Source organism: Escherichia sp. E1V33 (genome assembly GCF_004211955.1).
GTDB lineage: Bacteria > Pseudomonadota > Gammaproteobacteria > Enterobacterales > Enterobacteriaceae > Escherichia.
This window is the reverse complement of sequence record NZ_RHJI01000009.1, coordinates 166973-192539: the sequence shown is the minus strand read 5'-3', so window position 1 is coordinate 192539 and position 25567 is coordinate 166973. Positions and strand designations below refer to the sequence as shown.

25 protein-coding genes are annotated in these 25567 nt (G+C 49.6%); 10 read left to right on the top strand and 15 right to left on the bottom strand.

Translation table 11 applies throughout. The features are described from left to right. Positions 1-25: 25 nt before the first annotated feature. The 5 genes from D9742_RS07920 to minC form a co-directional block, all read right to left on the bottom strand. Positions 26-361, bottom strand: a complete 336-nt coding sequence (locus D9742_RS07920; RefSeq protein WP_074399524.1) for a YmgD family protein — start codon at positions 359-361, stop codon at positions 26-28. Positions 362-364: 3 nt separating this feature from the next. Next, the gene (locus tag D9742_RS07915; RefSeq protein ID WP_130205610.1) at positions 365-709 is read right to left on the bottom strand and encodes a YMGG-like glycine zipper-containing protein; all 345 of its coding nucleotides are present in this window, start codon (positions 707-709) and stop codon (positions 365-367) included. Positions 710-1165: 456 nt separating this feature from the next. After that, positions 1166-1432: a cell division topological specificity factor MinE gene (gene minE, locus D9742_RS07910; protein ID WP_001185664.1), complete on the bottom strand. Its 267-nt coding sequence runs from the start codon at positions 1430-1432 to the stop codon at positions 1166-1168. A 3-nt stretch (positions 1433-1435) separates the two neighbouring features. Continuing rightward, entirely contained in the window at positions 1436-2248 is an 813-nt protein-coding gene (gene minD / locus D9742_RS07905) for a septum site-determining protein MinD (RefSeq protein ID WP_000101043.1), read from the bottom strand. A 23-nt stretch (positions 2249-2271) separates the two neighbouring features. After that, on the bottom strand, positions 2272-2967 hold the full coding sequence (gene minC, locus D9742_RS07900) for a septum site-determining protein MinC (protein ID WP_130236522.1): 696 nt from the start codon (positions 2965-2967) through the stop codon (positions 2272-2274). Between the two features lie 125 nt (positions 2968-3092). On the opposite strand from minC, the gene D9742_RS07895 reads away from it, so the two are divergent. The 5 genes from D9742_RS07895 (at position 3093) to umuC (ending at position 8260) form a co-directional block, all read left to right on the top strand. Further along, positions 3093-3386, top strand: coding sequence for a YcgL domain-containing protein (locus tag D9742_RS07895; RefSeq protein WP_130236534.1), 294 nt, complete (start codon positions 3093-3095; stop codon positions 3384-3386). Positions 3387-3457: 71 nt separating this feature from the next. After that, the gene (locus tag D9742_RS07890) at positions 3458-4117 is read left to right on the top strand and encodes a fumarylacetoacetate hydrolase family protein (RefSeq protein WP_064528670.1); all 660 of its coding nucleotides are present in this window, start codon (positions 3458-3460) and stop codon (positions 4115-4117) included. A gap of 90 nt (positions 4118-4207) precedes the next feature. Further along, positions 4208-4654, top strand: a complete 447-nt coding sequence (locus D9742_RS07885) for a YcgN family cysteine cluster protein (protein WP_001306825.1) — start codon at positions 4208-4210, stop codon at positions 4652-4654. Between the two features lie 1918 nt (positions 4655-6572). Then, complete coding sequence (locus D9742_RS07870; RefSeq protein ID WP_130236521.1) at positions 6573-6992, top strand: translesion error-prone DNA polymerase V autoproteolytic subunit; 420 nt, start codon at positions 6573-6575, stop codon at positions 6990-6992. Beyond that, positions 6992-8260 (top strand): DNA polymerase V catalytic protein, encoded by a 1269-nt coding sequence (gene umuC / locus D9742_RS07865; RefSeq protein WP_130236520.1) that lies wholly within the window; start codon positions 6992-6994, stop codon positions 8258-8260. Before D9742_RS07870 ends, umuC begins: the two co-directional genes overlap by 1 nt. Before the next feature lie 45 nt (positions 8261-8305). Here umuC and dsbB read toward each other — a convergent pair whose 3' ends face one another. Together dsbB and nhaB are read right to left on the bottom strand one after the other, a co-directional pair. Next, on the bottom strand, positions 8306-8836 hold the full coding sequence (dsbB, locus tag D9742_RS07860; RefSeq protein WP_130236519.1) for a disulfide bond formation protein DsbB: 531 nt from the start codon (positions 8834-8836) through the stop codon (positions 8306-8308). Between the two features lie 145 nt (positions 8837-8981). Further along, on the bottom strand, positions 8982-10523 hold the full coding sequence (gene nhaB / locus D9742_RS07855) for a Na(+)/H(+) antiporter NhaB (RefSeq protein WP_130236518.1): 1542 nt from the start codon (positions 10521-10523) through the stop codon (positions 8982-8984). A gap of 220 nt (positions 10524-10743) precedes the next feature. Here nhaB and fadR point away from each other — a divergent pair, with 220 nt between their 5' ends. Continuing rightward, positions 10744-11463, top strand: a complete 720-nt coding sequence (gene fadR / locus D9742_RS07850) for a fatty acid metabolism transcriptional regulator FadR (protein WP_001487980.1) — start codon at positions 10744-10746, stop codon at positions 11461-11463. Positions 11464-11514: 51 nt separating this feature from the next. Here fadR and D9742_RS07845 read toward each other — a convergent pair whose 3' ends face one another. Beyond that, entirely contained in the window at positions 11515-13047 is a 1533-nt protein-coding gene (locus D9742_RS07845; RefSeq protein ID WP_000190855.1) for a SpoVR family protein, read from the bottom strand. Between the two features lie 329 nt (positions 13048-13376). Between D9742_RS07845 and dadA the strand changes: the two genes are divergently transcribed. After that, on the top strand, positions 13377-14675 hold the full coding sequence (gene dadA / locus D9742_RS07840; protein WP_130236517.1) for a D-amino acid dehydrogenase: 1299 nt from the start codon (positions 13377-13379) through the stop codon (positions 14673-14675). Between the two features lie 9 nt (positions 14676-14684). After that, positions 14685-15755 (top strand): catabolic alanine racemase DadX, encoded by a 1071-nt coding sequence (gene dadX, locus D9742_RS07835; protein WP_130236516.1) that lies wholly within the window; start codon positions 14685-14687, stop codon positions 15753-15755. 56 nt (positions 15756-15811) lie between these two features. Here dadX and D9742_RS07830 read toward each other — a convergent pair whose 3' ends face one another. Beyond that, complete coding sequence (locus tag D9742_RS07830; RefSeq protein ID WP_064528688.1) at positions 15812-17548, bottom strand: potassium/proton antiporter; 1737 nt, start codon at positions 17546-17548, stop codon at positions 15812-15814. Positions 17549-17642: 94 nt separating this feature from the next. Beyond that, positions 17643-18557: a muramoyltetrapeptide carboxypeptidase gene (gene ldcA, locus D9742_RS07825; protein ID WP_130236515.1), complete on the bottom strand. Its 915-nt coding sequence runs from the start codon at positions 18555-18557 to the stop codon at positions 17643-17645. 99 nt (positions 18558-18656) lie between these two features. Between ldcA and emtA the strand changes: the two genes are divergently transcribed. Further along, positions 18657-19268: a membrane-bound lytic murein transglycosylase EmtA gene (gene emtA, locus D9742_RS07820; RefSeq protein ID WP_130205637.1), complete on the top strand. Its 612-nt coding sequence runs from the start codon at positions 18657-18659 to the stop codon at positions 19266-19268. A gap of 1 nt (position 19269) precedes the next feature. Here the strand turns inward: emtA and D9742_RS07815 are convergent, their stop codons facing one another. Continuing rightward, positions 19270-20004, bottom strand: a complete 735-nt coding sequence (locus D9742_RS07815) for a flagellar brake protein (RefSeq protein WP_130236514.1) — start codon at positions 20002-20004, stop codon at positions 19270-19272. A gap of 198 nt (positions 20005-20202) precedes the next feature. Here D9742_RS07815 and D9742_RS07810 point away from each other — a divergent pair, with 198 nt between their 5' ends. Then, positions 20203-20457: a GlsB/YeaQ/YmgE family stress response membrane protein gene (locus D9742_RS07810; protein ID WP_000511315.1), complete on the top strand. Its 255-nt coding sequence runs from the start codon at positions 20203-20205 to the stop codon at positions 20455-20457. A 125-nt stretch (positions 20458-20582) separates the two neighbouring features. Here D9742_RS07810 and D9742_RS07805 read toward each other — a convergent pair whose 3' ends face one another. The 4 genes from D9742_RS07805 to dhaK all read right to left on the bottom strand — a co-directional run bounded on the left by D9742_RS07805 (position 20583) and on the right by dhaK (position 25541). Next, positions 20583-22277 carry an alpha,alpha-trehalase gene (locus D9742_RS07805; RefSeq protein WP_130236513.1) on the bottom strand — a complete coding sequence of 565 codons (1695 nt, stop codon included), beginning with the start codon at positions 22275-22277 and terminating at the stop codon, positions 20583-20585. A gap of 121 nt (positions 22278-22398) precedes the next feature. After that, positions 22399-23817 (bottom strand): dihydroxyacetone kinase phosphoryl donor subunit DhaM, encoded by a 1419-nt coding sequence (gene dhaM, locus D9742_RS07800; RefSeq protein ID WP_130236512.1) that lies wholly within the window; start codon positions 23815-23817, stop codon positions 22399-22401. A gap of 10 nt (positions 23818-23827) precedes the next feature. Further along, positions 23828-24460, bottom strand: coding sequence for a dihydroxyacetone kinase subunit DhaL (gene dhaL / locus D9742_RS07795; protein ID WP_130236511.1), 633 nt, complete (start codon positions 24458-24460; stop codon positions 23828-23830). 10 nt (positions 24461-24470) lie between these two features. Next, positions 24471-25541: a dihydroxyacetone kinase subunit DhaK gene (dhaK, locus tag D9742_RS07790; RefSeq protein ID WP_130236510.1), complete on the bottom strand. Its 1071-nt coding sequence runs from the start codon at positions 25539-25541 to the stop codon at positions 24471-24473. Positions 25542-25567: the final 26 nt, after the last annotated feature.

The following is a 25567-nucleotide window of genomic DNA, read 5'->3' as shown; positions in this document are numbered from 1 at the left end:
AATCGGCGCGGTACGACATTAATAATTATTTTTTGCCAATGGCACGCATGGTGTCATCAATGGCGGTAATTAACAGCATTTGCGGATCTTTAGCACAAACCTGGTTCAGTTTTTCTACCACTTTGGCACTCAGTTCCGGTGATTGCTCAATTTTTAAATCACGGCTCGTTACGCTGGCGTTACCCATTACCGCAACAATTTCTGCAACCTGTGCGCTGTCAGTTTTTGCCATTTCATTGGCTTCAGCACAAGTAATATAGGTTTCTGCCGGCAAACCGTTCTTAATATTGTAGTCCTGCGCCCAGCTCATTGGTGCGAAAACAAACAGACCTGCCAGTAATGCAAATTTTTTCATCATCATTCCTTATTTCATTTTACCCAGAATGGCACCACCCGTGCCGCCAACCACAGCCCCTTTAATCGCGCCTTCCAGACCGTTGCCGGTCAACACGCCAGTGACTGCGCCAACGGCAGCACCTACTTTCGCACCTTTGCGGGCATTTTTACCGTCACGACCTTTTTCAGTTACCGCACCAACACCAGCGCCTACAGCAGCGCCTTTCAGTACGCCATTAACGCCATTGCCAGTCAGTAAACCTACGCCTGCACCTAACAGCGCACCTTTCGTGGTGCGATTCATATCCGCCATCGCTGGCGCGGAGCAGAACAATGCTGAGATAAGCCCGAAGGCGAGTATTTTTTTCTTCAACTTAGATGTCCGGTATTAAGTAAGTTGCACACACAATAATTTCGTCTTTAATTAATTTTCGTTTAACTAAAGAACGCCCGATATTATTCAGATAATTCAAAATGAGCGCGAAAGGTATAATAGTAATTGTGTTTAATGCTTGAATGAGAATAGTCTTAAATAAGGATTAACTCATTGATTTGAAATATTTTCTTCAAGAAATGTCATCAGCTGTTAACATAGTATTGTAAAGGTTAGACGATCTGAAATATCAATATTGTTGTGTGATTTAAATGTAAAAAACATTTATCAGAAAAGGCAAGGTAAGTGATTTCGCTCTGGTGGCGATAATGTGAATTAGCGGCGATTTGAGCTGACAATGGAGGGAAGGGAGTGCGAAATTCAGACCAAATGCAATCTGACAGATACCTGTATAAACAACCGGTAACTGTCAGATCAGGTTTGAGCTAATACAGCTTATTTCAGCTCTTCTGCTTCTGGTAAGGTCACATTAAGCTCAAGAATGGAAATATCGCCATCCTTTTGCTCAAGCTGCACGGTTACCATCTCGGGATCAATTTGTACGTATTTACAAATGACATCAAGAATATCTTTACGCAACTGCGGCAGATAGTGTGGTTCTGCATCGCTGCGACGACGTTCAGCAACAATAATCTGCAGCCGTTCTTTTGCAATGTTGGCCGTGTTTTTCTTCCGTGAGAGAAAGAAATCGAGTAATGCCATAACTTATCCTCCGAACAAGCGTTTGAGGAAGCCTTTCTTCTCTTCTTCAATGAAGCGGAAAGGGCGTTCTTCACCCAACAGGCGTTCTACGGTATCTGCGTAGGCTTTACCCGCATCGGCATTGATGTCGAGAATGACCGGTTCACCCTGGTTAGAGGCGCGCAGTACGGATTGATCCTCTGGAATCACACCGACGAGTTTGATGCGCAGGATTTCCAGCACGTCTTCCATACTCAGCATGTCTCCTTTGTGCACGCGGCCAGGGTTATAGCGCGTTAACAGCAGGTGCTCTTTAATGGGTTCTTCGCCGTTTTCTGCGCGACGTGATTTCGACGCCAGAATACCTAAAATACGGTCAGAGTCACGAACTGAAGAGACTTCCGGGTTCGTGGTAATAATGGCCTCATCGGCGAAATAAAGAGCCATTAATGCACCGGTTTCAATACCCGCCGGTGAATCACAAACGATAAACTCAAAGTCCATCGCTTTTAGGTCATCAAGAACTTTGGCCACCCCTTCGCGGGTGAGGGCGTCTTTATCGCGAGTTTGCGATGCCGGGAGAATATAGAGGTTATCAGTTCGCTTATCCTTAATTAACGCCTGATTTAGCGTTGCATCGCCCTGAATGACGTTAACGAAATCGTACACGACCCGACGCTCACAACCCATAATCAGGTCGAGATTACGCAAGCCGATATCAAAATCGATCACGACAGTTTTCTTTCCCTTCTGGGCCAAACCAGTGGCGATGGCCGCGCTGGAGGTGGTCTTTCCAACGCCCCCTTTCCCCGAAGTAACAACAATAATGCGTGCCATAAAAATTCCTTGTTAAAAAGGGATCAATTTAACGATTGAACGGTCAAAGCGTTTTCGACTAATTGCAGCCGTGCCGCTTTGCCATAAAATTCTACTGGGATTTTATCACTCAGCCAGTATTCACCAGCAATAGATACTAGTTCGGCCATCAGGTTAGTACAAAATATTTGCGCTTCCCGGTCACCACTAGCCCCGGCCAGCGCACGACCGCGCATCATGCCATAGATATGAATGTTACCATCCGCGATCAATTCTGCTCCTGCACTTACATTACTTGTAACAATCAAATCACATTGTGGAGCATAAATGCGCTGACCGGAACGTACAGGAGTATCTATTAAACGTGTTTTTGTGTCCGGGATCGTATTTTGCGCTGGAGCCTGGGGAGCGGGAGCTGAACGTGGCGCTTTTTCCTTTCCTTCAGTCAGGATTGGTAGCCCCATCTTTTCTATTTCAGCTTTCAGTTTCGCATTTTTGCAACCGCTGACGCCAATTATCCGCAAGCCAGTTGCTGAGATAGCTTTGTGCATTGCTGACCAGTTGACCAGTTCTTCGAGGCCACTGACATTGAGTACGACGGGTGCATGTTTTAAAAATGCGGGGGCCTGAGCGATTTTGTCTTCCAGCGCTTGATGAATAATCTTAGGCTCTGCCTCATGCAGATGAACCACTGATAAGGTGAAGTTGCTACCTTTAAGCTCGATTGGCGTGTTTGACATCCTGGCCTTACTCAATTAGCTAATTATCATCATCAGCGAGCGATGATATTACGAAGACTATCAGGCATGTTATAGTCTGGATTATATTGAGGCAAGTCACCCCCACATTTATTCAGAGTAAAATTATGTTTTGTGTGATCTATCGAAGTAGCAAACGTGACCAGACCTATTTATATGTCGAAAAAAAAGACGATTTTTCGCGTGTTCCAGAGGAGCTGATGAAAGGGTTTGGCAAACCTCAACTCGCGATGATTCTGCCATTGGATGGGCGGAAAAAACTGGTTAATGCCGATATTGAGAAAGTTAAACAGGCATTAGCCGAGCAAGGTTATTATCTCCAGTTACCACCACCACCCGAAGATTTGCTTAAACAACATCTTTCTGTGATGGCGAAAAATACAGACAGTACTAACAAATAACCGATATCCGGCGGCGGCATCATATTCGTTGGAGCGGGTTTTAAGAACCACGATGAAGTGAGAGGAACGTTATGTATCAACATCACAACTGGCAAGGTGCGCTGCTGGATTATCCGGTGAGTAAGGTCGTCTGTGTTGGCAGTAACTATGCCAAACATATCAAAGAGATGGGGAGTGAAGTGCCCGAAGAACCTGTGTTGTTTATTAAACCTGAAACGGCACTGTGTGATCTGCGCCAGCCCCTGGCTATCCCCTCTGATTTTGGCTCGGTTCATCATGAAGTTGAACTGGCCGTATTGATTGGCGCGACGCTACGCCAGGCCACGGAAGAGCATGTGCGCAAGGCTATTGCAGGTTACGGTGTAGCGCTCGATCTGACATTACGTGATGTTCAGGGAAAAATGAAGAAAGCCGGGCAGCCGTGGGAAAAGGCCAAAGGGTTTGATAACTCTTGTCCACTTTCCGGGTTTATTCCTGCAGCAGAGTTCACCGGTGATCCACAAAATACGTCACTGGGTCTAAGTGTAAACGGCGAACAACGCCAACAAGGTACGACAGCGGACATGATCCACAAAATCGTTCCACTGATTGCTTATATGAGCAAATTTTTTACCCTTAAGGCCGGTGACGTTGTGCTGACAGGCACGCCTGATGGTGTTGGCCCGCTGCACAGTGGCGATGAACTGACGGTTACTTTCGACGGTCATTCTTTGACAACTCGCGTTTTGTAATACTTTTGCCGCCTGAAAGGGGCGGCAAAGCTTGCATCGCCGTGCCAGACTGGTTATAAGGTCCGTTTTAACGTAATGGTGGAACACCTGATGAGCGATGTACCTTTCTGGCAAAGTAAAACCCTGGACGAAATGAGCGATGCAGAATGGGAGTCGTTGTGTGATGGTTGTGGTCAGTGCTGTCTGCATAAACTGATGGATGAAGACACCGACGAAATCTACTTCACTAACGTCGCCTGCCGTCAGCTCAATATTAAAACCTGTCAATGTCGGAACTACGAACGCCGCTTCGAGTTTGAACCCGACTGCATTAAATTAACTCGTGAAAATCTGCCCACGTTTGAATGGTTACCGATGACTTGCGCTTATCGCTTGTTGGCGGAGGGTAAAGATTTACCTGCGTGGCATCCGCTACTTACCGGTTCAAAAGCAGCCATGCATGGCGAACGCATCTCAGTGCGCCATATCGCGGTGAAAGAGTCGGAAGTGATTGACTGGCAGGACCATATCTTAAATAAACCTGACTGGGCGCAATAGCCCGCATCAGTCAAGCCGCAGCTGCGGTATTCTGGTCATCAATAACAAGGTCTGGTGCACAGTGTATTCGCGATTTGCTGCCCGGTAAAAAATGAATCTGATTTTCCAGACGTGTCGCCAGAGTGCCGCGATGAAGCCAGGGCTGGCGGTATACTGGAGGAACGGTGCTATAATTATTATTACAGCCAGAAATTAATTGTGGATGATAATATAAAAGGGCGTTGTTTGTCTGACTCTGTCGACATTTATGAAAACGGATATCTCGTTGGTTTATGCTTCTTTATCTATTATAAAATATTTTTTACCGGTGAGCTGAAGTTTTAATCCTGAATCCTGTAAAAAAATGTCGGGCTAGAAAGTGAGAGCATCATTGCTGTTTATAATTAAGTTGCAGCACGCGAAAAACGATAATCTGCGCTATGACTCTAATTCAAATACCGTAACCGATGGGCACATTCATTAGACCGCCTGAACATGCATGCTTATTCGCCTTAGGTGTTCTGGGGGGTATAAATTGAAAGATGGTAAATTCGTACATCAAACGACTTTGTTATATATCCGATCATACAGCATGAGTTACAGGTGGTTGATATAAAAATACCCATGAATATGCTTGTGGAATACGCAAAAAAGGTTATAAAGCCCTTTTATGTTGTTAGCTTTATTTAGTGCTATGCACCTGGCTGTTGGAACTGAGAATCACCCGCTATACGAGGGATTCTGATTACGTGAGATTGCTCAATTTCAGTCTATGTTTACTCTACAATAATGCAAATGACAGCGGACAAAGAATCTCCATCAGGCGATGGGCTCGCCGTAGAATGCTACTGCCTGAGCGTAATTACCTAACGAAGATCCCGTTTCACTTGTTGTCTATCCAGCGTTACGCAACGTCCCCCACTCCTGGAATAGTCCTGCATTAACTTCTCGCCTGTCATGTTGTTTTTCATTATCCAACTCGGAATGATTAATATCACGCCGTGCTGAAAAACGCCATTCATACTGCTAATTCATGGTAACGTGTCTTTAGCTGAACGATAAACTTTAGTGTTATATTTAAAAACGCTTCAAGATAAAAATATAAATATCAGCAGATATTATTGATTTGGTCATTATCAATGACCATCTTGAAGGTTTCCCCCGGAAACAATGTGTCAGGAAAACAATAACTATTCTTTTTATCATTTTTGATATCGAAGTTATCCCACTAATTAAAACACCTGTAATTCTATTGATCATTAAATCCTTGTTGTTAATAAAATAAATGGCTTCTGTTATTATTTTTTTTGAGGTTTATTTATGGTCAACGTTATTGTTCGCGTTGTCCATCTTCTCAGATTTATTGTGGTGGACAGAGTCCGAAGTGATGACACCAAAGAACTGGTTAATGTCGCAACAGAGAACTCACCACTATTCATTACGCAGCCAGGATCACACGGGTACAGGATGAGCCGCAGAACAAGGTCCGTGGTTTACGATGGGGAGATAGTAAAAAGAAACGCGGCTGTCGGATTGAAGCCGCGGGACAAGGTCCAAAAATTTCCAAGAGTTGTTGAATTTCCCAGCTTTTTTGGAAGCACAGGTATCTTACTAATAACTAAAAAAGGTTTAAACTCTAAAATTAACCGTATTTTTAGGTAATGCTTACCGACATATTCATACCACGTTCAGACGGTTAACTGTGGGGCGGTAATCGGTGTGCAGCGGAGACGGGTATTTGGCTTGCTGTCAGGGTTAAATAAGTCAGGCGCAAGGTGGCGATAGGTGATTAATGTCGCCAGCTTTACGTTAAGCTGCCATCGCTACTATTAAAGAGCAGCCTACACAGCGACAAATATTGATAGCCTGAATCAGTATTGATCTGCTGGCAAGAACAGACTACTGTATATAAAAACAGTATAACTTCAGGCAGATTATTATGTTGTTTATCAAGCCTGCGGATCTCCGCGAAATTTTGACTTTTCCGCTATTTAGCGATCTTGTTCAGTGTGGCTTTCCTTCACCGGCCGCAGATTACGTTGAACAGCGCATCGATCTGAATCAACTGTTGATCCAGCATCCCAGCGCGACTTACTTCGTCAAAGCAAGTGGTGATTCTATGATTGACGGTGGAATTAGTGACGGTGATTTACTGATTGTCGATAGCGCTATTACCGCCAGCCACGGTGATATTGTCATCGCTGCTGTTGACGGCGAGTTTACGGTGAAAAAATTGCAACTACGCCCGACGGTACAGCTTATTCCCATGAATAGTGCGTACTCGCCGATTACCCTCAGCAGCGAGGATACGCTGGATGTCTTTGGCGTCGTTGTCCATGTAATAAAGGCGATGCGCTGATGTTTGCCCTTTGTGATGTGAACTCGTTTTATGCCAGTTGTGAAGCGGTGTTTCGCCCTGACTTATGGGGTAAACCGGTGGTTGTGTTATCGAATAACGACGGTTGCATTATTGCCCGAAATGCTGAGGCAAAGGCGCTGGGCGTCAAAATGGGTGATCCCTGGTTTAAACAAAAAGACCTGTTTCGTCGCTGTGGCGTTGTCTGCTTTAGCAGCAATTATGAGCTTTACGCAGACATGAGCAATCGGGTGATGTCGACGCTGGAAGAGTTGTCTCCTCGCGTGGAGATTTACAGTATTGATGAAGCGTTCTGCGATTTGACGGGGGTACGTAATTGTCGCGATCTCACTGATTTTGGCAGAGAAATTCGCGCAACGGTGCTACAACGTACCCATCTTACTGTTGGTGTGGGGATCGCCCAGACCAAAACGCTGGCTAAGCTTGCCAATCATGCGGCAAAAAAATGGCAGCGGCAGACGGGGGGGGTGGTGGATTTATCAAATCTGGAACGCCAGCGTAAATTAATGTCTGCTCTCCCCGTGGATGAAGTCTGGGGGATTGGACGGCGGATCAGCAAAAAACTGGACGCGATGGGGATCAAAACCGTTCTCGATTTGGCGGATACAGATATCCGGTTTATTCGTAAACACTTTAATGTCGTGCTCGAAAGAACGGTGCGTGAACTGCGCGGCGAACCCTGTTTGCAACTGGAAGAGTTTGCACCGACGAAGCAGGAAATTATCTGTTCGCGCTCGTTTGGCGAACGTATCACGGATTATGAATCGATGCGGCAGGCCATTTGTAGTTACGCCGCCCGGGCGGCGGAAAAACTCCGCAGTGAGCATCAATATTGTCGGTTTATCTCCACGTTTATTAAAACGTCGCCATTTGCGCTCAATGAATCCTATTACGGCAATAGTGCGTCGGTAAAACTACTTACGCCTACCCAGGACAGCAGAGACATTATTAATGCGGCTACGCGCTGTCTGGATGCCATCTGGCAAGTGGGCCATCGCTACCAAAAAGCGGGCGTGATGCTGGGCGACTTTTTCAGTCAGGGAGTGGCGCAGCTAAATTTGTTCGATGACAACGCACCGCGTCCCGGTAGTGAACAATTGATGGCGGTAATGGATATGCTGAATGCTAAGGAAGGCAGGGGAACACTCTATTTTGCCGGGCAGGGTATCCAGCAACAATGGCAGATGAAGCGTGCCATGCTTTCACCGCGTTATACAACGCGAAGTTCTGATTTACTGCGGGTCAAATAAACATAGCGGCGGGGAAAAGACGCTCCCGCAGGAGCGTCGAATTGATTAGCGACCAAACAGGTCCCGTTTTTTCGCTTTAAACGGTTGGGAAATCACCACCAGCACCGCGACAATCAGGTAAGCGACAAAAATACCGAGCAACCACTGCGGCATTTCCAGACCTAAAAACTCCCACTGACGCTCGGCGCAATCGCCAGAGGCGACAAACACTTGCGGCACCCATTTATCCAGCGGCAGCCATTCCGGGAAACGAACCATAAAATCACAGGTCGCAAACGGTGACGGATAGAGTTGAAGCATAGTGTGTTCGTAAGTTAACTGCACACCGCGGAACGCACTGTATAACCAAATAATCATCGCCACATAACGCAGCGGAGTTTTCGGAGCAATAGCGCCAATCAGCGCGGCACCCAGAACGCCGAATAACGCGCAGCGTTCATAAATACAGAGCACGCAAGGTTTAAGTAACATCACATGCTGGAACCACAGCGCCGTCAGTTCCAGAGCCAGAGCAGTAAACGCCATCAACAGCCACGCACCCCGGCCCTGTGAACATTGGTTCAAAAATCGCAACATAATAATATCCCTGCAATATGCATAGAATGCGCAGTTTAAACCAATTCATTCGCTGCGCCACCAGGGGGAATCAAAAATCGATCGTAATCGAACAATTATCGGGCGAAAAGGCAAACCGGGCATCAATATGCCCGGTCAGTTGTTATCAAAGCGCTGCTATCCACCCCATCTGCATAAACCATTCGGTTACAGGGGCAAGAGTAAACTCGACACAGAGCAGTCCGACGAGAGTCAGGACGAGGGTGTAAGGCAGGGCCATCCACACCATGCGGCCATAAGAGAGGCGAATCAATGGCGCGAGTGCAGAAGTCAGCAGGAACAAGAATGCAGCCTGGCCGTTCGGCGTGGCGACGGAGGGCAGGTTGGTCCCGGTATTAATGGCGACCGCCAGCAGCTCGTATTGCTTCAACGTAATCGCGCCACTCTCCATTGCTGCCTTCGCTTCATTGATATAAATCGTCCCCACGAAGACGTTATCCGAAATCGATGACAACAACCCGTTGAAAATATAGAACAACGAAAGCTGTGCATGTTCTGAAGCCTGCAACACAAACTGAATAATCGGCGAAAACAGTTGTTGGTCGATAATCACAGCGACTACCGAGAAAAACACCGTCAACAGTGCGGTGAATGGCAGAGATTCGGTGAAGGCTTTACCGATAGCATGTTCATCGGTGACACCGGTCAGTGATGTTGCCAGAATAATGACCGACAAACCAATCAGCCCCACTTCTGCCAGATGCAACGCCAGCGCAGTCACCAGCCAGACGCCGATAATCGCCTGGACAATCAGACGAATTTTATCCTGACGCGTGCGCTGGCGGCGGCTTTGATCGTCAAACTGTTGCAGCACTTCGCGGACTTTCTCCGGCAGTGTTTCACCGTAGCCAAACCAACGCAGCTTCTCCACCAACAGGCAAGTTAACAGGCCGCAAATCAGAACAGGAACGGTCACTGGTGACATGCGCAGGAAGAAATCGCCAAAATGCCAGCCAGCGGCTTTGGCGATAATCAGGTTTTGCGGTTCACCTACCATGGTCATCACGCCACCTAATGCGGTACCGACGCCTGCGTGCATCATCAGGCTACGCAGAAAACCACGGAACTGCTCCAGAACAACTTTGTAATGCTGGTCGATATGACTATCGTCTTGCAGGTCGGGATCTTCGGTGCGGGAAGAGGCTACGCGGTGATAAATGCCATAAAAACCGACTGCAACGCTGATCACCACCGCCACGACGGTTAAAGCGTCGAGGAACGCGGAGAGAAACGCCGCCGCCACGCAAAAAGAGAGCGATAGCAGCATTTTGGAGCGAATGCTTAATAGCAAGCGAGTAAAAATGAACAGCAACAGCTGTTTCATAAAATAGATGCCCGCCACCATAAACATCAGTAACAGCAAGACTTCAAGGTTTGCCGCCACCTCTTCACGGACGTGTTCCGCACTGGTCATCCCGATGAAAACGGCTTCGATAGCCAATAGGCCACCGGGGAGCAGCGGATAGCATTTCAGGGCCATCGCCAGAGTGAAAATAAATTCCGCCACTAGCAGCCAGCCTGCGACAAAAGGACTGATGAGGAAAATTAACGGATTTACAATTAAGAAAATGATGAGGGCGAGTTTGTACCAGTCGGGGGACTGGCCCAAAAAATTGCGCCATAGGGCGCGGCCCCAGGAGATCTCCATGATGGTTTCCCTTACCTTACAAATAATCAATGATGTTTTTATGTTTAAGCGCAAAGCTTAACGGCCTGGCAGGAGTGAGGCAAGTTTTGATAGCCAGGGGGAAGACTTGCGGAAAATGAAGCCTTGATCCCTTTTTTCTTCTTTTTGTCTGCTATCAGCGTAGTTAGCCCTCTGGTATGATGAGTGCAACTTTGTTTTGCTGTGTTATGGAAATCTCACTATGGTCATTAAGGCGCAAAGCCCGGCGGGTTTCGCGGAAGAGTACATTATTGAAAGTATCTGGAATAACCGCTTCCCTCCCGGGACTATTTTGCCCGCAGAACGTGAACTTTCAGAATTAATTGGCGTAACGCGTACTACGTTACGTGAAGTGTTACAACGTCTGGCACGAGACGGTTGGTTGACCATTCAACACGGCAAGCCGACGAAAGTGAATAATTTCTGGGAAACTTCCGGGTTGAATATACTTGAGACGCTGGCGCGACTGGACCACGAAAGCGTGCCGCAGCTGATTGATAATTTGCTGTCAGTGCGTACCAATATTTCGACTATTTTTATTCGCACCGCGTTTCGTCAGCATCCTGATAAAGCGCAAGAAGTGCTGGCAACCGCCAATGAAGTGGCCGATCACGCCGACGCCTTTGCCGAGCTGGATTACAACATTTTCCGCGGTCTGGCGTTTGCCTCCGGCAATCCCATTTACGGTCTGATCCTCAACGGAATGAAAGGGCTGTATACGCGAATCGGTCGTCACTATTTCGCTAATCCGGAGGCGCGCAGTCTGGCACTGGGCTTCTACCACAAGCTATCGGCATTGTGCACTGAAGGCGCGCATGATCAGGTTTACGAAACAGTGCGTCGCTATGGGCATGAGAGTGGTGAGATTTGGCACCGGATGCAGAAAAATCTGCCGGGTGATTTAGCCATTCAGGGGCGATAATCCCTTCCGTTTAAAAAGCAAACCCCTCAAACGAGGGGTTTTTTGTTGTTTTTACAGATTTCCCATTCTTGGCGGGCAACGCTCCAGCAACTCGACGCTGCCGTCTTCGTTTTGCTGTTCCAGCATCACATCAAATCCCCACAGGCGATGCACATGCTTCAGCACCTCTTTACGCCCCCGGTCCAGCGGAGCGCGGTTATGCGGAATATAGCGCAGCGTCAGTGAACGGTCGCCGCGTAAATCCACGTTCCAGATCTGAATGTTCGGTTCCAGATTACTTAAGTTATATTGCGACGATAATCGGTTACGGATCTCCCGATAACCTTCCTCATTATGAATGGCAGAAATTTCCAGATAATTATGGCGATCGTCGTCCAGAACGGTGAAGAAGCGAAAATCACGCATCACTTTCGGTGACAGGAACTGGCTGATAAAGCTCTCATCTTTGAAATCACGCATCGCAAAATGCAATGTTTCCAGCCAGTCCGAACCGGCGATATCCGGGAACCAGTATTTGTCTTCTTCCGTCGGCGACTGACAAATCCGTTTAATATCCTGGAACATGGCGAAACCAAGCGCATACGGATTTATTCCGCTGTACCAGGGGCTGTTATAGGGCGGCTGGAAAACCACATTGGTGTGGCTGTGCAAAAACTCCAGCATAAAGCGTTCGGTCACTTTCCCTTCATCATACAGATGGTTAAGGATGGTGTAGTGCCAGAAAGTCGCCCAGCCTTCGTTCATCACCTGAGTCTGTTTTTGCGGATAAAAATACTGGCTCACCTTACGCACAATACGCAGGATTTCACGCTGCCATGATTCCAGCAGTGGCGCATTTTTCTCCATAAAATAGAGCAGGTTTTCTTGTGGCTCGGACGGATAGCGGCGCGCTTCAGCAACCGTTTTCTCTTCCTCACGCTTCGGCAGGGTACGCCACAGCATGTTGACCTGACTTTGCAGATACTCTTCGCGACTTTTCTGTCGGGCTTTCTCCTCCTGGAGAGAGATTTTTTGCGGTCGTTTGTAACGGTCCACGCCGTAGTTCATCAGGGCATGACAGGAGTCCAGCAGCCGTTCTACTTCATCCACGCCATAACGCTCTTCGCACTCGGTAATATATTTACGCGCGAAAATCAGGTAATCGACGATTGAACTGGCGTCGGTCCAGCTACGGAATAAGTAATTGTTTTTGAAGAAAGAGTTATGTCCATAGCAGGCGTGTGCCATCACCAGCGCCTGCATGGTGATGGTGTTCTCTTCCATCAGGTAAGCGATACACGGGTTAGAGTTAATGACGATTTCATAGGCCAGCCCTTGCTGACCGTGCTTATACAGACGTTCGGTTTCGATAAACTTTTTACCGAATGACCAGTGCGGATAGTTAATCGGCATGCCGACGCTGGAGTAGGCATCCATCATCTGTTCCGAAGTGATCACTTCAATCTGGTGCGGGTAGGTATCCAGCCGATAGAGTTTCGCCACCCGGTCTATCTCTGCAAGGTAAACATCCAGCAGGTCGAACGTCCAGTCGGGTCCATCGCTCAAACGTGTGGTGTCCTTATTCATAGAATCGATCGTCGCCATACGCGCACCTCATTGTTGTCGGCGCTCTCTGTTTGGAACGCCTCATTTCAAGCATAGAACACCTGTTAAAAACCGCGTCACCGGAGAATTTTTTTCTTTGCGATTTCTTATTATCGGAGTGCCAATAATTAGCTTCTCAACGGAATTTTCTGCTGGATAAAAAGCACGTTCAGCAGGAGATACCAAAGACAGCATATTCTCTCCGTGTCAGGGAGATGTGAGCCAGCTCACCATAAAAAACCCATATGTTGAATAATATTTTCAACTGAGTTATCAAGATGTAATTAGATTATTATTCTTTTACTGTATCTACCGTTATCGGAGTGGCTATGCGAGTTGTCATACTGGGAAGTGGTGTGGTAGGCGTTGCCAGCGCCTGGTATCTGAATCAGGCAGGACATGAGGTCACTGTCATTGATCGGGAACCGGGGGCGGCTCTTGAAACCAGCGCCGCGAATGCCGGGCAAATCTCTCCCGGATATGCCGCGCCGTGGGCGGCACCAGGCGTGCCTTTAAAAGCAATTAAATGGATGTTTCAGCGCCATGCGCCGCTGGCCGTTCGTCTCGACGGTACGCAGTTCCAGTTGAAATGGATGTGGCAAATGTTACGTAACTGCGACACCAGCCACTATATGGAAAATAAAGGGCGGATGGTGCGCCTGGCAGAATACAGCCGTGATTGCCTGAAAGCATTACGCGCAGAGACAAATATCCAGTATGAAGGTCGGCAGGGCGGGACGCTGCAACTGTTCCGTACTGAACAACAGTATGAAAATGCCACTCGCGATATCGCCGTGCTGGAAGATGCTGGTGTGCCGTACAAATTACTGGAGTCCAGCCGCCTGGCGGAAGTGGAGCCCGCGCTGGCAGAAGTGGCTCATAAACTGACCGGCGGTCTGCAACTGCCCAATGACGAAACCGGAGACTGCCAGCTGTTTACCCAGAATCTGGCGCGGATGGCCGAGCAGGCGGGGGTTAAATTCCGCTTTAATACGCCCGTCGATCAACTGCTTTGCGACGGCGAGCAAATCTACGGCGTGAAGTGTGGTGATGAAGTAATTAAGGCCGATGCTTATGTGATGGCGTTTGGTTCTTACTCGACGGCGATGCTTAAAGGCATTGTTGATATTCCAGTGTATCCGCTGAAGGGGTATTCCCTGACCATTCCGATTGTGCAGGAAGATGGTGCGCCGGTATCCACCATTCTTGATGAAACCTACAAAATCGCCATTACCCGTTTCGATAACCGCATCCGCGTTGGCGGAATGGCGGAAATTGTAGGCTTTAACACTGAACTGTTACAGCCGCGTCGTGAAACGCTGGAAATGGTAGTTCGCGATCTCTATCCGCGCGGTGGTCATGTCGAACAGGCCACGTTCTGGACCGGTCTGCGCCCGATGACGCCAGACGGCACGCCGATTGTTGGTCGCTCACGCTTCAAAAATCTGTGGCTGAATACCGGTCACGGCACGCTCGGCTGGACGATGGCTTGCGGTTCTGGTCAGCTGTTAAGCGATCTGCTCTCTGGTCGCACGCCCGCTATCCCGTATGAGGATTTAAGCGTAGCGCGCTACAGCCGTGGATTTACGCCATCACGCCCGGGCCATTTACATGGCGCGCACAGCTAAGGAAACGAGATGACCCGTCCGATACAGGCCAGCCTCGATCTGCAGGCATTAAAACAGAATCTGTCCATTGTCCGCCAGGCCGCGCCGCACGCACGCGTCTGGTCGGTGGTAAAAGCGAACGCTTACGGGCACGGTATTGAGCGTATCTGGAGCGCGCTTGGGGCCACCGATGGCTTTGCGTTACTTAATCTGGAAGAGGCAATAACGTTACGTGAGCGCGGCTGGAAAGGGCCTATCCTCATGTTGGAAGGTTTTTTCCACGCCCAGGATCTGGAGATTTATGACCAGTATCGCCTGACTACCTGTGTTCACAGTAACTGGCAGCTCAAAGCGTTGCAAAACGCGCGGCTAAAAGCACCACTGGATATTTATCTTAAAGTGAACAGTGGAATGAATCGGCTGGGCTTCCTGCCCGATCGCGTGTCTACCGTCTGGCAGCAATTGCGGGCGATGGCGAATGTTGGCGAAATGACCCTGATGTCGCATTTTGCCGAGGCCGAGTATCCTGATGGGATTGCCGAGGCGATGGCGCGTGTTGACCAGGCGGCGGAAGGGCTTGAGTGTCGACGCTCGTTGTCTAATTCGGCGGCGACGCTGTGGCATCCGGAAGCGCATTTTGACTGGGTGCGTCCGGGGATTGTTTTGTATGGTGCATCGCCGTCCGGTCAGTGGCGCGACATCGCCAATACCGGATTACGTCCGGTAATGACGTTAAGCAGCGAGATTATTGGTATCCAGACGCTAAAAGCGGGTGATCGTGTGGGCTATGGCGGTCGCTATACCGCGCGCGATGAACAGCGAATTGGCATTGTTGCCGCCGGATACGCCGACGGTTATCCACGTCATGCGCCAACCGGTACACCGGTTTTAGTGGACGGCGTGCGCACCATGACGGTAGGGACTGTCTCGATGGATATGCTGGCGGTAGATTTAACGCCTTGCCCGCAGGCGGGAATTGGTACGCCGGTTGAGTTGTGGGGCAAAGAAATCAAAATTGATGATGTCGCCGCCGCTGCCGGAACCGTTGGCTATGAGTTGATGTCCGCGCTGGCGTTACGTGTGCCTGTTGTGACGGTGTAACTTTTTGTCACTGGATGCGACCAGCGTCGCATCCGGTGATACAAGACGCATCAAGCTTAAGATTCGGCTTCTTCCTCCGCTACCCGAACGCCAATCTTCAACACTTCATTATCTTCTTTCTCTGCCACCGTCCAGATCATCCCGGCAAACTCAACCTGGTCACCGACAACCGGAGCCGCGCCTAACAATTGCTGGACAATTTCTCCCAGCGTTTGCTGTTTATCGCGATACTCCCGACCGTCTTCCAGACCATATATCAGTGCCACATCGGCATATTTGGCACTGGCTTCAAGAATGAAATCACCAAAGAATCGCTGATCCAGCGCGACCGGCGGTGACTGGCTGAACAATTTACCGAGCGCCGGGAGATCGCGTTCCCGACCAATCACGCACAAGACGTCGCCTTCACGCAGTCGGGTGCTGCCGGTGGGATGAAGCAACTGGTTATCACGAAACAGTGCTGCAATACGCGTCTCTTTTGGCATATGCAGATCGCGCAGCGCCGCGCCCACGCACCATTTATCGGCACTCAACTGATAAACAAACTGTTCCCACGGGTTTTCCGGATGAATATCAAGGCCAACGCGTGATACCGGGCGTCCGACGGGGGGAACTACCACTTTGGCTTTTTTCGCCGCCCACGAGAGCGATGTTCCCTGTAACAGCAGCGACACCAGAACCACGAAGAAGGCGACATTAAAGAACAGTCGTGCATTCTCCAGGCCCGCCATCATCGGGAACACCGCCAGGATAATCGGCACCGCGCCGCGCAGTCCGACCCAACTGATAAATACGCGCTCGCGCAAATTGAAGCCACGGAACGGCAGTAATCCAGCAAATACTGACAGGGGACGAGCGAAGAAAATCATCCATGCGGACAAAATGAGCGCCGGAATGGCAATAGGCAGTAAGTCACTCGGGTTAACCAACAGGCCCAGCACGAGGAACATGGCGATTTGTGCCAGCCAGGCGAGTCCGTCGAAATTCTGCAAAATGCCGTAGCGGTTGCGAATAGGGCGATTACCCAACAGAAAACCGCACAGATAAACCGCCAGAATACCGCTACCTTCCAGCGCAGTGGTTAATGAGAAAATCAGAATACCGCCGCTTAATGCCAGCAATGGATATAATCCGGCGGGCAGGGCGATGCGGTTGATCATTTGCAGCAGTAAATAACCGCCGCCAAGACCTATTACAATACCCAGGCCAAATTGCTGCAGAATATCGACAATGAACATCCAGCTAATATTGCTTTCATGATGCTGGATCATCGCAATCAGGGTAATGGTCAGAAAGACGGCCATCGGATCATTACTGCCGGATTCTATTTCCAGCGTTGAGCCAACACGTTCGTTAAGCCCCTTGCCGCCAAGCAGGGAAAATACCGCTGCGGCATCCGTGGAACCGACAATTGCGCCAATTAATAAGCCTTCAATCAAATTGAGATTAAATAGCCACGCCGCCATCATGCCGGTTAAACCAGAAGTAATCAGCACGCCCACCGTCGCCAGCGACAGCGCCGGACCTAACGCCACTCGAAATGAGCTGGCCTGGGTGCGCATCCCGCCGTCGAGCAAAATGATTGCCAGTGCGAGGTTACTTACCATGTAAGCAAAAGGATAATTATCAAACGGGATGCCGCCGACGCCATCCACCCCCGCCAGCATGCCGATCGCCAGAAAAATAACCAGAATGGGAATGCCAAGGCGGGAAGAAAATGAACTAAGTAAAATACTGCTGGTGACAAGGATGGAGCCTAAGATGAAAAGGCTAATTATTGTTGTGGCATCCAACGGTCGGTTACTCCTGATTACGCTGTCTCTTATATAAACCCTACCATATTAGCGGCAGAAACAGCGTTTTACTTAGCCCTGAAGCGTGATTTTTTTACACTTTAAGAACAGGATGACCACTTATCGTCAACTGAGAGCCTTCCAGGGTGTTATTAAGGATGGCATGTGCGCCCAACGGCAGCGTAACCGTGCGTTGTTCATGACCAAAATCGAGGCCGGTAATGAGTGGAATTGACAGGCGAGAGCGCAAGAACGCGTACACCGACTCCAGATTGTAACCGGCGTCATAATCATTGGGCGTGCTACCACTGAAGCTGCCGAGGATAATCGCCTTCTGACGCGGTAAAATTCCGGCATGATAGAGCTGTAACAGCATACGTTCGACGCGGAAAGGATGCTCGTTAATATCTTCCAGCACCAGAATACCGTTCTCAATTTGCGGCATCCACGGCGTACCAATCAGCGAAATCAGCATCGCGAGATTGCCTCCCCACAACGTGCCTTCGCTCCGACACGTCGGGCCTTCCCCTTGCCATTCAATGGTGAATGTTTCATTGCGTAATGCCAGCCAGAAATGGTGCTCGGTAAAGGCGTTCAGCTCTTCCGCGCCAAAATTCGCCACCAGCATCGGGCCGCTAAAGGTGATGATATTACCCTGGGCCAGCAGCCCACACTGGATGGCTGTGAAATCGCTATGCCCGCAGATAAGCAACGGATCATGTTGTTGACGAGCAACCAGCGCCTGCCAGTCAATATCCGCCAGTAAGCGGCTGGCGCCGTAACCGCCGCGAACCGCCAGTACGATAGTGTTGGGCGACGTCAACCCCGCAAGGGAATTAACATCCGCCAGACGCTCCGTTTCCGTACCTGCAAACCGCTCACAGCGACGGGCAATGACTTCTACGTTATTGACCTGATGACCCGCATCCATCAGGCGTTGAATACCGCGCTGCGCGGCGTGCTGATTAATGCAGTAACCCGACGGGGCGATTAAGTGAAACTGAGACATGGCAATTCCTTGCTGACAACAGAAACGAATTGTATATCATGCCGCTTAGGTGTGCCGTTGTCACCTCAACGGCGATTCCAGGCTATAAGGATAGATGAAGTGAAATTGAGATGGTTTGCCTTTTTGATTGTGTTATTAGCTGGTTGTTCATCAAAACATGACTATACGAATCCCCCGTGGAATGCGAAAGTTCCGGTACAACGTGCAATGAAGTGGATGCCAATAAGTCAGAAAGCCGGTGCGGCCTGGGGCGTCGATCCACAATTGATCACGGCGATTATCGCTATCGAATCGGGCGGTAACCCGAACGCGGTGAGTAAGTCGAATGCGATTGGTCTGATGCAGCTAAAAGCCTCAACGTCCGGACGTGATGTGTATCGTCGCATGGGCTGGAGCGGCGAACCGACGACCAGTGAGCTTAAAAATCCGGAGCGTAATATCTCAATGGGGGCGGCTTACCTGAATATTCTGGAAACCGGCCCACTGGCAGGTATTGAAGATCCGAAAGTACTGCAATATGCGCTGGTGGTGTCATACGCTAACGGGGCTGGCGCACTGCTACGGACTTTCTCCTCTGATCGGAAAAAGGCGATCAGCAAAATCAACGATCTGGACGCTGACGAGTTCCTCGATCACGTAGCGAGAAATCACCCCGCGCCGCAGGCTCCACGCTATATCTACAAACTCGAGCAGGCTCTGGACGCAATGTAACTCAGTCGCGTACCTTGTCCGCTTTCTCACGGGCTTCCCGCTCTAGTGAGAAAATAATCCGCTGTAATTGCCGCTCCACCGTCGGGCTGACGTTAAGAAAGCGAAAGCTCAGACGGGGAGTGGAGATGGTTTCATTTTTACCATCAATCAATTTGCGCTCGCTGATCGTCAATAACTGGGCGTCAAAGTGAAAAATGCCCCATTGTCCCATGTTGACTTCAATCTGTGCGAAGCGCATGCCTTCTTGCAACCCGGCTGGTTTTGCCGTTTCTAGTAACGCCCCCATTCCCCCCAGTGATAAGTCGAAAAGACGAAAACGTAACGTGCTGTTATCTGCCAGTTTGGTCTGGCAATAATAAGGCGGATGAAGTGGGGCGGAGATGCGGAAATATCTGCGTCGCTGCACAAACCATAGCACGGGTGGTGGTGCGGTAATAAAGGCCGGAAGCTGCAGGTATTCACTTTGCTGTAATTGTTCAACAGTAAACTCGACCTTCGCACCCTGAGTTTCGGTGGTAATGGTAATGTGCCGCGCCTTAAGCACAGCATTATTGTCTTCTGCTTGACTACCGTAATCCAGTATCAGTTTATCAGGGCTTATTGCCAGTATTTTGCTGATCAGTTGACCGTCAGTCCAAATGATACGCAAGGGAATTGCGGCTTTATGCAAATCGCGTAAAACGCCCAGCACTGCTAAAGGATTTTGTTTCAGGAACTGCTCATGGTAGTGACTCACGCGGAAAAACTCCTGACCGACAAACTGTCTTTGGTTTATCGGTAGTGATTAACAAAACTTTATACAAATGCGAATTTTTTTTACATACTGGCTGCAAATCAACCGCCAGACGCCCGACATCAAATTTACCCTTGCCTATACTTAGAGCGTTGACGTAGTCATTTCTTACGTCCTGTTCATAGAAACGAGGGCCTGAACATGGGAATTATTGCCTGGATTATTTTTGGCCTGATAGCCGGCATTATCGCCAAGCTAATCATGCCGGGGCGTGATGGTGGTGGATTTTTCCTGACCTGTATTCTCGGGATAGTCGGTGCGGTGGTCGGCGGCTGGCTGGCGACCATGTTTGGCATTGGCGGCTCCATCAGCGGTTTTAATTTGCACAGCTTCCTGGTGGCGGTGGTGGGAGCTATTCTCGTTCTGGGCGTATTCCGCCTCCTGCGAAGAGAATAAGATTTTCATAAGGCGGATAGCGGAACTGACGCCGCTATCCGCTTTCAAATTATGATGAAATCTAAACCAGACAAAACTGCAACGTCATCCAGATAAGCAGAATGACGTTGTTGGCTAAAAGAACGTTAATGCGAAGGCTCGGCGACTTTGGTAGTTGGTTGTGATGTTGATTTACTGGTCGGACGCGTTGCCGGAACATTGTCGCACGGTTGCTCTTTCGGGCAGATCAAATCGAGCATTTTCAGCGTGACGCCATTGGTCCAGCCAAAACCATCCTGCAACGGATATTCGCCACCGCCGCCACCTGTTCCGGTGGTACTGACATCATATTTCTCGACCAGTTTCTTCTCCCGGTCATAAGTGTGCTGAACATTGGTCAGAAAGTGCCAGCTAATGTCCATTGCCACCTTGTTCTGCCCGTAGTTTTGCAACCCTTCTGTCGCGACCCATTGCAGCGGGGCCCAGCCATTTGGCGCATCCCATTGCTGTCCACTTTTTACCGATGTGGTGTTCAGTCCGCCTGGTTGTAACAGATGTGTTTTAGTGGCGGCAGCCATTTTGGTCGCGCGATCTTTTGCCGCTGCATTGACATAAAGCGGGAACAGGGCTGCGGCAGTTAACTGATTGCGTACTTTGTCGCTCTTCAGGTCGTAGTCGGCATACCAGCCATGTTGATCGTTCCACAGGTATTTTTCGATCCCTTTCTGACGGGCATCGGCAAGCGTTTCATATTGGCTGGCCATCGCGTTATCCCCGACGACTTTACTGGCGCGGGAGAGAATTTTCTCCATTTTATACATCAGACTATTGAGATCGACCGGTACGATGCTGGTAGTGCGTAATGTATTTAACTGCTGCGGGTTGTCCATCCATCGTGAGCTGAAATCCCAGCCAGAGGCGGCAGCAGAACGTAGATCTCGGTAAATTTCAGTGGCAGGGCGGTTCGGATTGCTTTTAGCGGTGGCAATATCTTCTACCCACGACTCCGGGCGTGGCGTATCGTGGTCATCCCAGTAGCGGTTAAGAATAGTGCCATCCTTGAGTTTAACAACGCGCTTTTCCTGTTGTCCGGCCTGCAGGTTTTCAATACCGTCCATCCAGTACGCGTACTCTTTTTGCAGTTGCGGCAGATATTGTTTCAACGCGTCGTCACCTTCGTGTTGCGCGAGTAACTCCACCATCAAGGCAAAAAAGGGCGGCTGCGATCGGCTCAAATAATAGCTGCGGTTACCGTTTGGAATATGTCCATAAGTATCTATTTCATGACCAAAGTTCGCCACCATGTCAGCCACTTTATCCCAGTGCCCACTTTCGGCAAGCCCCAGCATGGTGAAGTAACTGTCCCAGTAATACACTTCGCGAAAACGTCCTCCCGGCACGACATAGGGTTTCGGCAACGGCAACAGAGAATCCCATTTTTCGGTACTTTCGGTAGAACGGGTTAATACCGGCCAAAGTCCGTCAATATGTTCGCGCAGTGACTGCCCCTTTGGAGGAACATATTTCTCTCCCTCTTTCGGCAGAGTGAAATTGACGTTAACGAAATGGCGCAGATCGAACCCGCTCTGATTCTGCTGCATCCGGTAGTCTGCGAGGATCATCAATGGATCGCTGTTCGGTACGGCATCGGCAAAAGTTTTTTGATCAGGAAAAAGTTTGGCGTTTTGCACATCGTTAAACAGAGGGCCTAACAAAATATCAGGCGATTGTGGCGTCACTGGTGTTTCTTCTGCCTGTGCAGATAGCGCGGCGGCACACAATAATACGGCAGCAGGCATTAACGCCACTTTCTGCGAGCGACGAGGGACAAGTGGTTTCATCAATCATTCTCCTTTGGCGATACCGAACAAAACGGTATTCAAGTATCAGAAAACCTTAGTTCAGGATCGCCGTAAGAGCATGATTGAAATCTTTTTCTGCGAACTGACAGACAAATCTAATTTAACTCTGATGCCTGAAGCGCTGTGCTTTTACATCCAACGCTAACGTCTCTTCAGGTTGAATCGCATACAGCTTCTCTCCCTGCTGGCAAATCCAGCCAATGCCCAGTTCACGGGCGATTAGAGCGCTGTGGGATACCGGACTTCCGGCACTAAGGCAGATGCCTTTCACGACGGTCGGATCCAGTTGAAGTACCGTGGAAGGATAAATGTTCTCCGCGAGTAAAATGGTCGGCGCGCTAAACTGAGGGAGTTCTTCTTTTGTCTGTGTCAGGTGGAGGAGGGTGCGATGCAGAAGATCGTCCACATCGATATAGCGAGCCTGCAAATATTCATCATCAATCTGCTGGTATTGCTGGCTAAGTTCTTTAAGAACCTGCTGCCAGGCATACTCCGCCGTGCAATGTTCATGCTGAAGAAGTTCGCTTGCTGCTGCCAGCAGTTCAGGATCGTCTAATAGTGTATGGTGACCGGAAAAGATTGCGGCGATATCGTCGAGCCCGCTTGCTTCTGCCTTTGCCGTTAACGTCATCAGATCTAACAACGTGAAGTCAATTGCCTGGCGTAGTCGTTCTTGTTCTTCTTCTACGCTCAGTGATGATTTCGCCTGTACTGTGCATAAAACCGGTTGATAATAAAAGGCGTTGCCTGTGACAGGCGGAACTGGACGCAGAGTTGGTGGTGCTATCTCTTCCGTTTCACCAAAGTTATCTTCAGCTAACTGGCGAAAAGCGGCCAGCGCCTCTTCAGCCTCTGGTCCTTTTGCAATCAGACGCAGCGTATCGTTACAGCGGACTTGTAACAGCGCAATCTGGTTAATACTCTCCGGTGTTACGCACTTACCGTTTTTCTCCAGCAACATGTCTGCATTAAATGTCGATAAGGTATAGACCAATCGGGAGGCCGGACGTACGTGGAGTCCGTTACGGTTTTTAATCACCACTGCCAGAGAACGGGCTTCTTCATCGTGCGAGGGGTATATGTCGGAGACTTCAGTGGCGGATGACGGTAAACCCAGTTGTTCACGTTTGGCTTCCAGCGCATGCAAGGCGTCATGGATGACTTTGTCGATATCCGCCCCCGAGGCTGCGCTGACCGCTGCTGCCAGCGTTCCTTCGACCAACGGCGCAGCACACAAACGTACTCTCGCGGCGATCTCTGGCGCAAGCAATTCCAGTGCGGTTTCTGCGCTCAATAACGCACTCCCCATATCCATCATGACCAACACATGGTCGGCATCGGCAACGGATTCGATGGCTTCCATTACTTTGACGGCATCTGTACCGATGGGATTTTGTGGATCGTCAATTCCTGCGGCAATGGCGATTTTACAACTATCGCCCGTTAACATCTGGCGGGCTAATTCACCGACACCTTCTCCCAGTCGGGCGCTATGTGAAACTATGACCAGGTTTACCATCACCAATTCCTTACTCTTTTGCGGCTAACGCCAACATTTGCATCATAAACATTACGGAGGTTGCACCAGGATCCTGGTGACCAATACTGCGTTCACCGAGATAACTGGCGCGGCCTTTGCGGGCTTGCATTGTAATCGTGCTTTGTGCAGCGGATTCCGCTACGCGACTGGCGGCCTCGAGCGCCGCCGGAACAGAAAGGTTTTGCTCACTGGACTGGCGTAATGACTCAACCACCGGCCCCCAGACATCGCACATGGTTTTATCGCCTGGTTCTGCTTTTCCCCGACTGATTACGCCCTCTGCGCCATCGCGGAACATCTGATAAAGCTCTATCAACGTCAGGCTTTGTCGTGCCTGAGTTGCCTGTGCCGCGCGGATAAAGAACGTGCCGAACAGTGGGCCGCTGGCACCGCCGACGCTGGAAAGCAACGTCATGCCGGTATTCTTGAGAATGAAACCGATGTCTTTATCCGCGATGGCAGGGAGTTTTTCCACCACTTTGCTAAAGCCACGATTCATATTCAGCCCGTGGTCAGCGTCGCCGATTTCACGATCCAGCCCGGTAAGATAATCGCTCTCTTTGCTGAAAATTTCTCCACAGCGAGTGAGCCAGTTAACAATTTGAGTTCTGCTCAGTGACATGGTTATCTCCTTATTTACCCCAGTTAAGCGCCGGGGTGTGGACCGGGGCGTCCCATAACGCCAGCATTTCGTCATCAACTTTCAGTAAGGTGATGGAAAAACCAGTCATGTCCAGTGAGGTGCAGTACGCACCGATTAAATTGCGCTCGATAGTCAAGCCAGCTTGCTGGCAACGCGTGGTGAGACGGTTATAAACGCCATACAGTTCAGAAAGCGGTGTCGCGCCAAGATTGTTGACCAACGCAATCACTCGATCGCCAGACTGAAGCGGTTGTTTAGTTTGCGTCTCTTCCTGCCAGCTACCTTGTCGGTAATCCCAGAATCGGAGCGTGCGGTGGTATGTACCATTTTCCAGCAGCGTATCGAACATTTCATCGACAGTCTGATCAAGGGAGGAGAAGGGGCGGCGGTCAATACCCGGCTCACCATGAATGCCGACACCAAATTCCATCTCATTATCTGCCAGCGTAAAAGAAGGTTTGCCCGCGGCAGGAACGGTACAGGCGCCGAGGGCGATACCAATAGAGTGGCCATGATTGTTCAACTTACGCCCCAGTTGTGCACAAGCCTCCAGCGAGTCACCGCGTTCTGCCGCTGCGCCAACAATTTTTTCTATTAATACTGTATTGGCAACGCCGCGCCGCCCGGCGGTATAAAGACTGTCTTTCACCGCGACGTCGTCATCAATGACTACCGTGGTGACTTTTACGCCGCTATCGTGCAGTAATTCTGTCGCTGTTTCGAAGTTGAGAATATCGCCGGTATAATTTTTGATGATCAGCAATACGCCTTCGCCACCATCGATTTGCATGGCACATTCAAAAATTTTATCGGGCGTTGGCGAGGTGAAAATTTCGCCCGGACACGCCCCCGAGAGCATACCCTGACCAATATAACCACAGTGCATTGGTTCGTGTCCGCTGCCGCCGCCTGACAATAAAGCCACTTTGCCTGCAATTGGCGCATCGACTCGGGTGACGTACACCGGGTCCTGATGCAGTGACAGCGAAGGATATGCTTTCGCCAGCCCCGCAAGTTGTTCGTTCAGTACGTCTTGCACATCATTAATCAATTTTTTCATTATTTTGCTCCAGCAATTATGGTAGG

Coding starts and splice junctions, on each gene's coding strand:
- D9742_RS07920 (WP_074399524.1), bottom strand. CDS start 361: ATGATGATGAAAAAATTTGCATTACTGGCAGGTCTGTTTGTTTTCGCA.
- minE (WP_001185664.1), bottom strand. CDS start 1,432: ATGGCATTACTCGATTTCTTTCTCTCACGGAAGAAAAACACGGCCAAC.
- minD (WP_000101043.1), bottom strand. CDS start 2,248: ATGGCACGCATTATTGTTGTTACTTCGGGGAAAGGGGGCGTTGGAAAG.
- minC (WP_130236522.1), bottom strand. CDS start 2,967: ATGTCAAACACGCCAATCGAGCTTAAAGGTAGCAACTTCACCTTATCA.
- D9742_RS07895 (WP_130236534.1), top strand. CDS start 3,093: ATGTTTTGTGTGATCTATCGAAGTAGCAAACGTGACCAGACCTATTTA.
- D9742_RS07890 (WP_064528670.1), top strand. CDS start 3,458: ATGTATCAACATCACAACTGGCAAGGTGCGCTGCTGGATTATCCGGTG.
- D9742_RS07885 (WP_001306825.1), top strand. CDS start 4,208: ATGAGCGATGTACCTTTCTGGCAAAGTAAAACCCTGGACGAAATGAGC.
- D9742_RS07870 (WP_130236521.1), top strand. CDS start 6,573: ATGTTGTTTATCAAGCCTGCGGATCTCCGCGAAATTTTGACTTTTCCG.
- umuC (WP_130236520.1), top strand. CDS start 6,992: ATGTTTGCCCTTTGTGATGTGAACTCGTTTTATGCCAGTTGTGAAGCG.
- dsbB (WP_130236519.1), bottom strand. CDS start 8,836: ATGTTGCGATTTTTGAACCAATGTTCACAGGGCCGGGGTGCGTGGCTG.
- nhaB (WP_130236518.1), bottom strand. CDS start 10,523: ATGGAGATCTCCTGGGGCCGCGCCCTATGGCGCAATTTTTTGGGCCAG.
- fadR (WP_001487980.1), top strand. CDS start 10,744: ATGGTCATTAAGGCGCAAAGCCCGGCGGGTTTCGCGGAAGAGTACATT.
- D9742_RS07845 (WP_000190855.1), bottom strand. CDS start 13,047: ATGGCGACGATCGATTCTATGAATAAGGACACCACACGTTTGAGCGAT.
- dadA (WP_130236517.1), top strand. CDS start 13,377: ATGCGAGTTGTCATACTGGGAAGTGGTGTGGTAGGCGTTGCCAGCGCC.
- dadX (WP_130236516.1), top strand. CDS start 14,685: ATGACCCGTCCGATACAGGCCAGCCTCGATCTGCAGGCATTAAAACAG.
- ldcA (WP_130236515.1), bottom strand. CDS start 18,557: ATGTCTCAGTTTCACTTAATCGCCCCGTCGGGTTACTGCATTAATCAG.
- D9742_RS07810 (WP_000511315.1), top strand. CDS start 20,203: ATGGGAATTATTGCCTGGATTATTTTTGGCCTGATAGCCGGCATTATC.
- D9742_RS07805 (WP_130236513.1), bottom strand. CDS start 22,277: ATGAAACCACTTGTCCCTCGTCGCTCGCAGAAAGTGGCGTTAATGCCT.
- dhaM (WP_130236512.1), bottom strand. CDS start 23,817: ATGGTAAACCTGGTCATAGTTTCACATAGCGCCCGACTGGGAGAAGGT.
- dhaL (WP_130236511.1), bottom strand. CDS start 24,460: ATGTCACTGAGCAGAACTCAAATTGTTAACTGGCTCACTCGCTGTGGA.
- dhaK (WP_130236510.1), bottom strand. CDS start 25,541: ATGAAAAAATTGATTAATGATGTGCAAGACGTACTGAACGAACAACTT.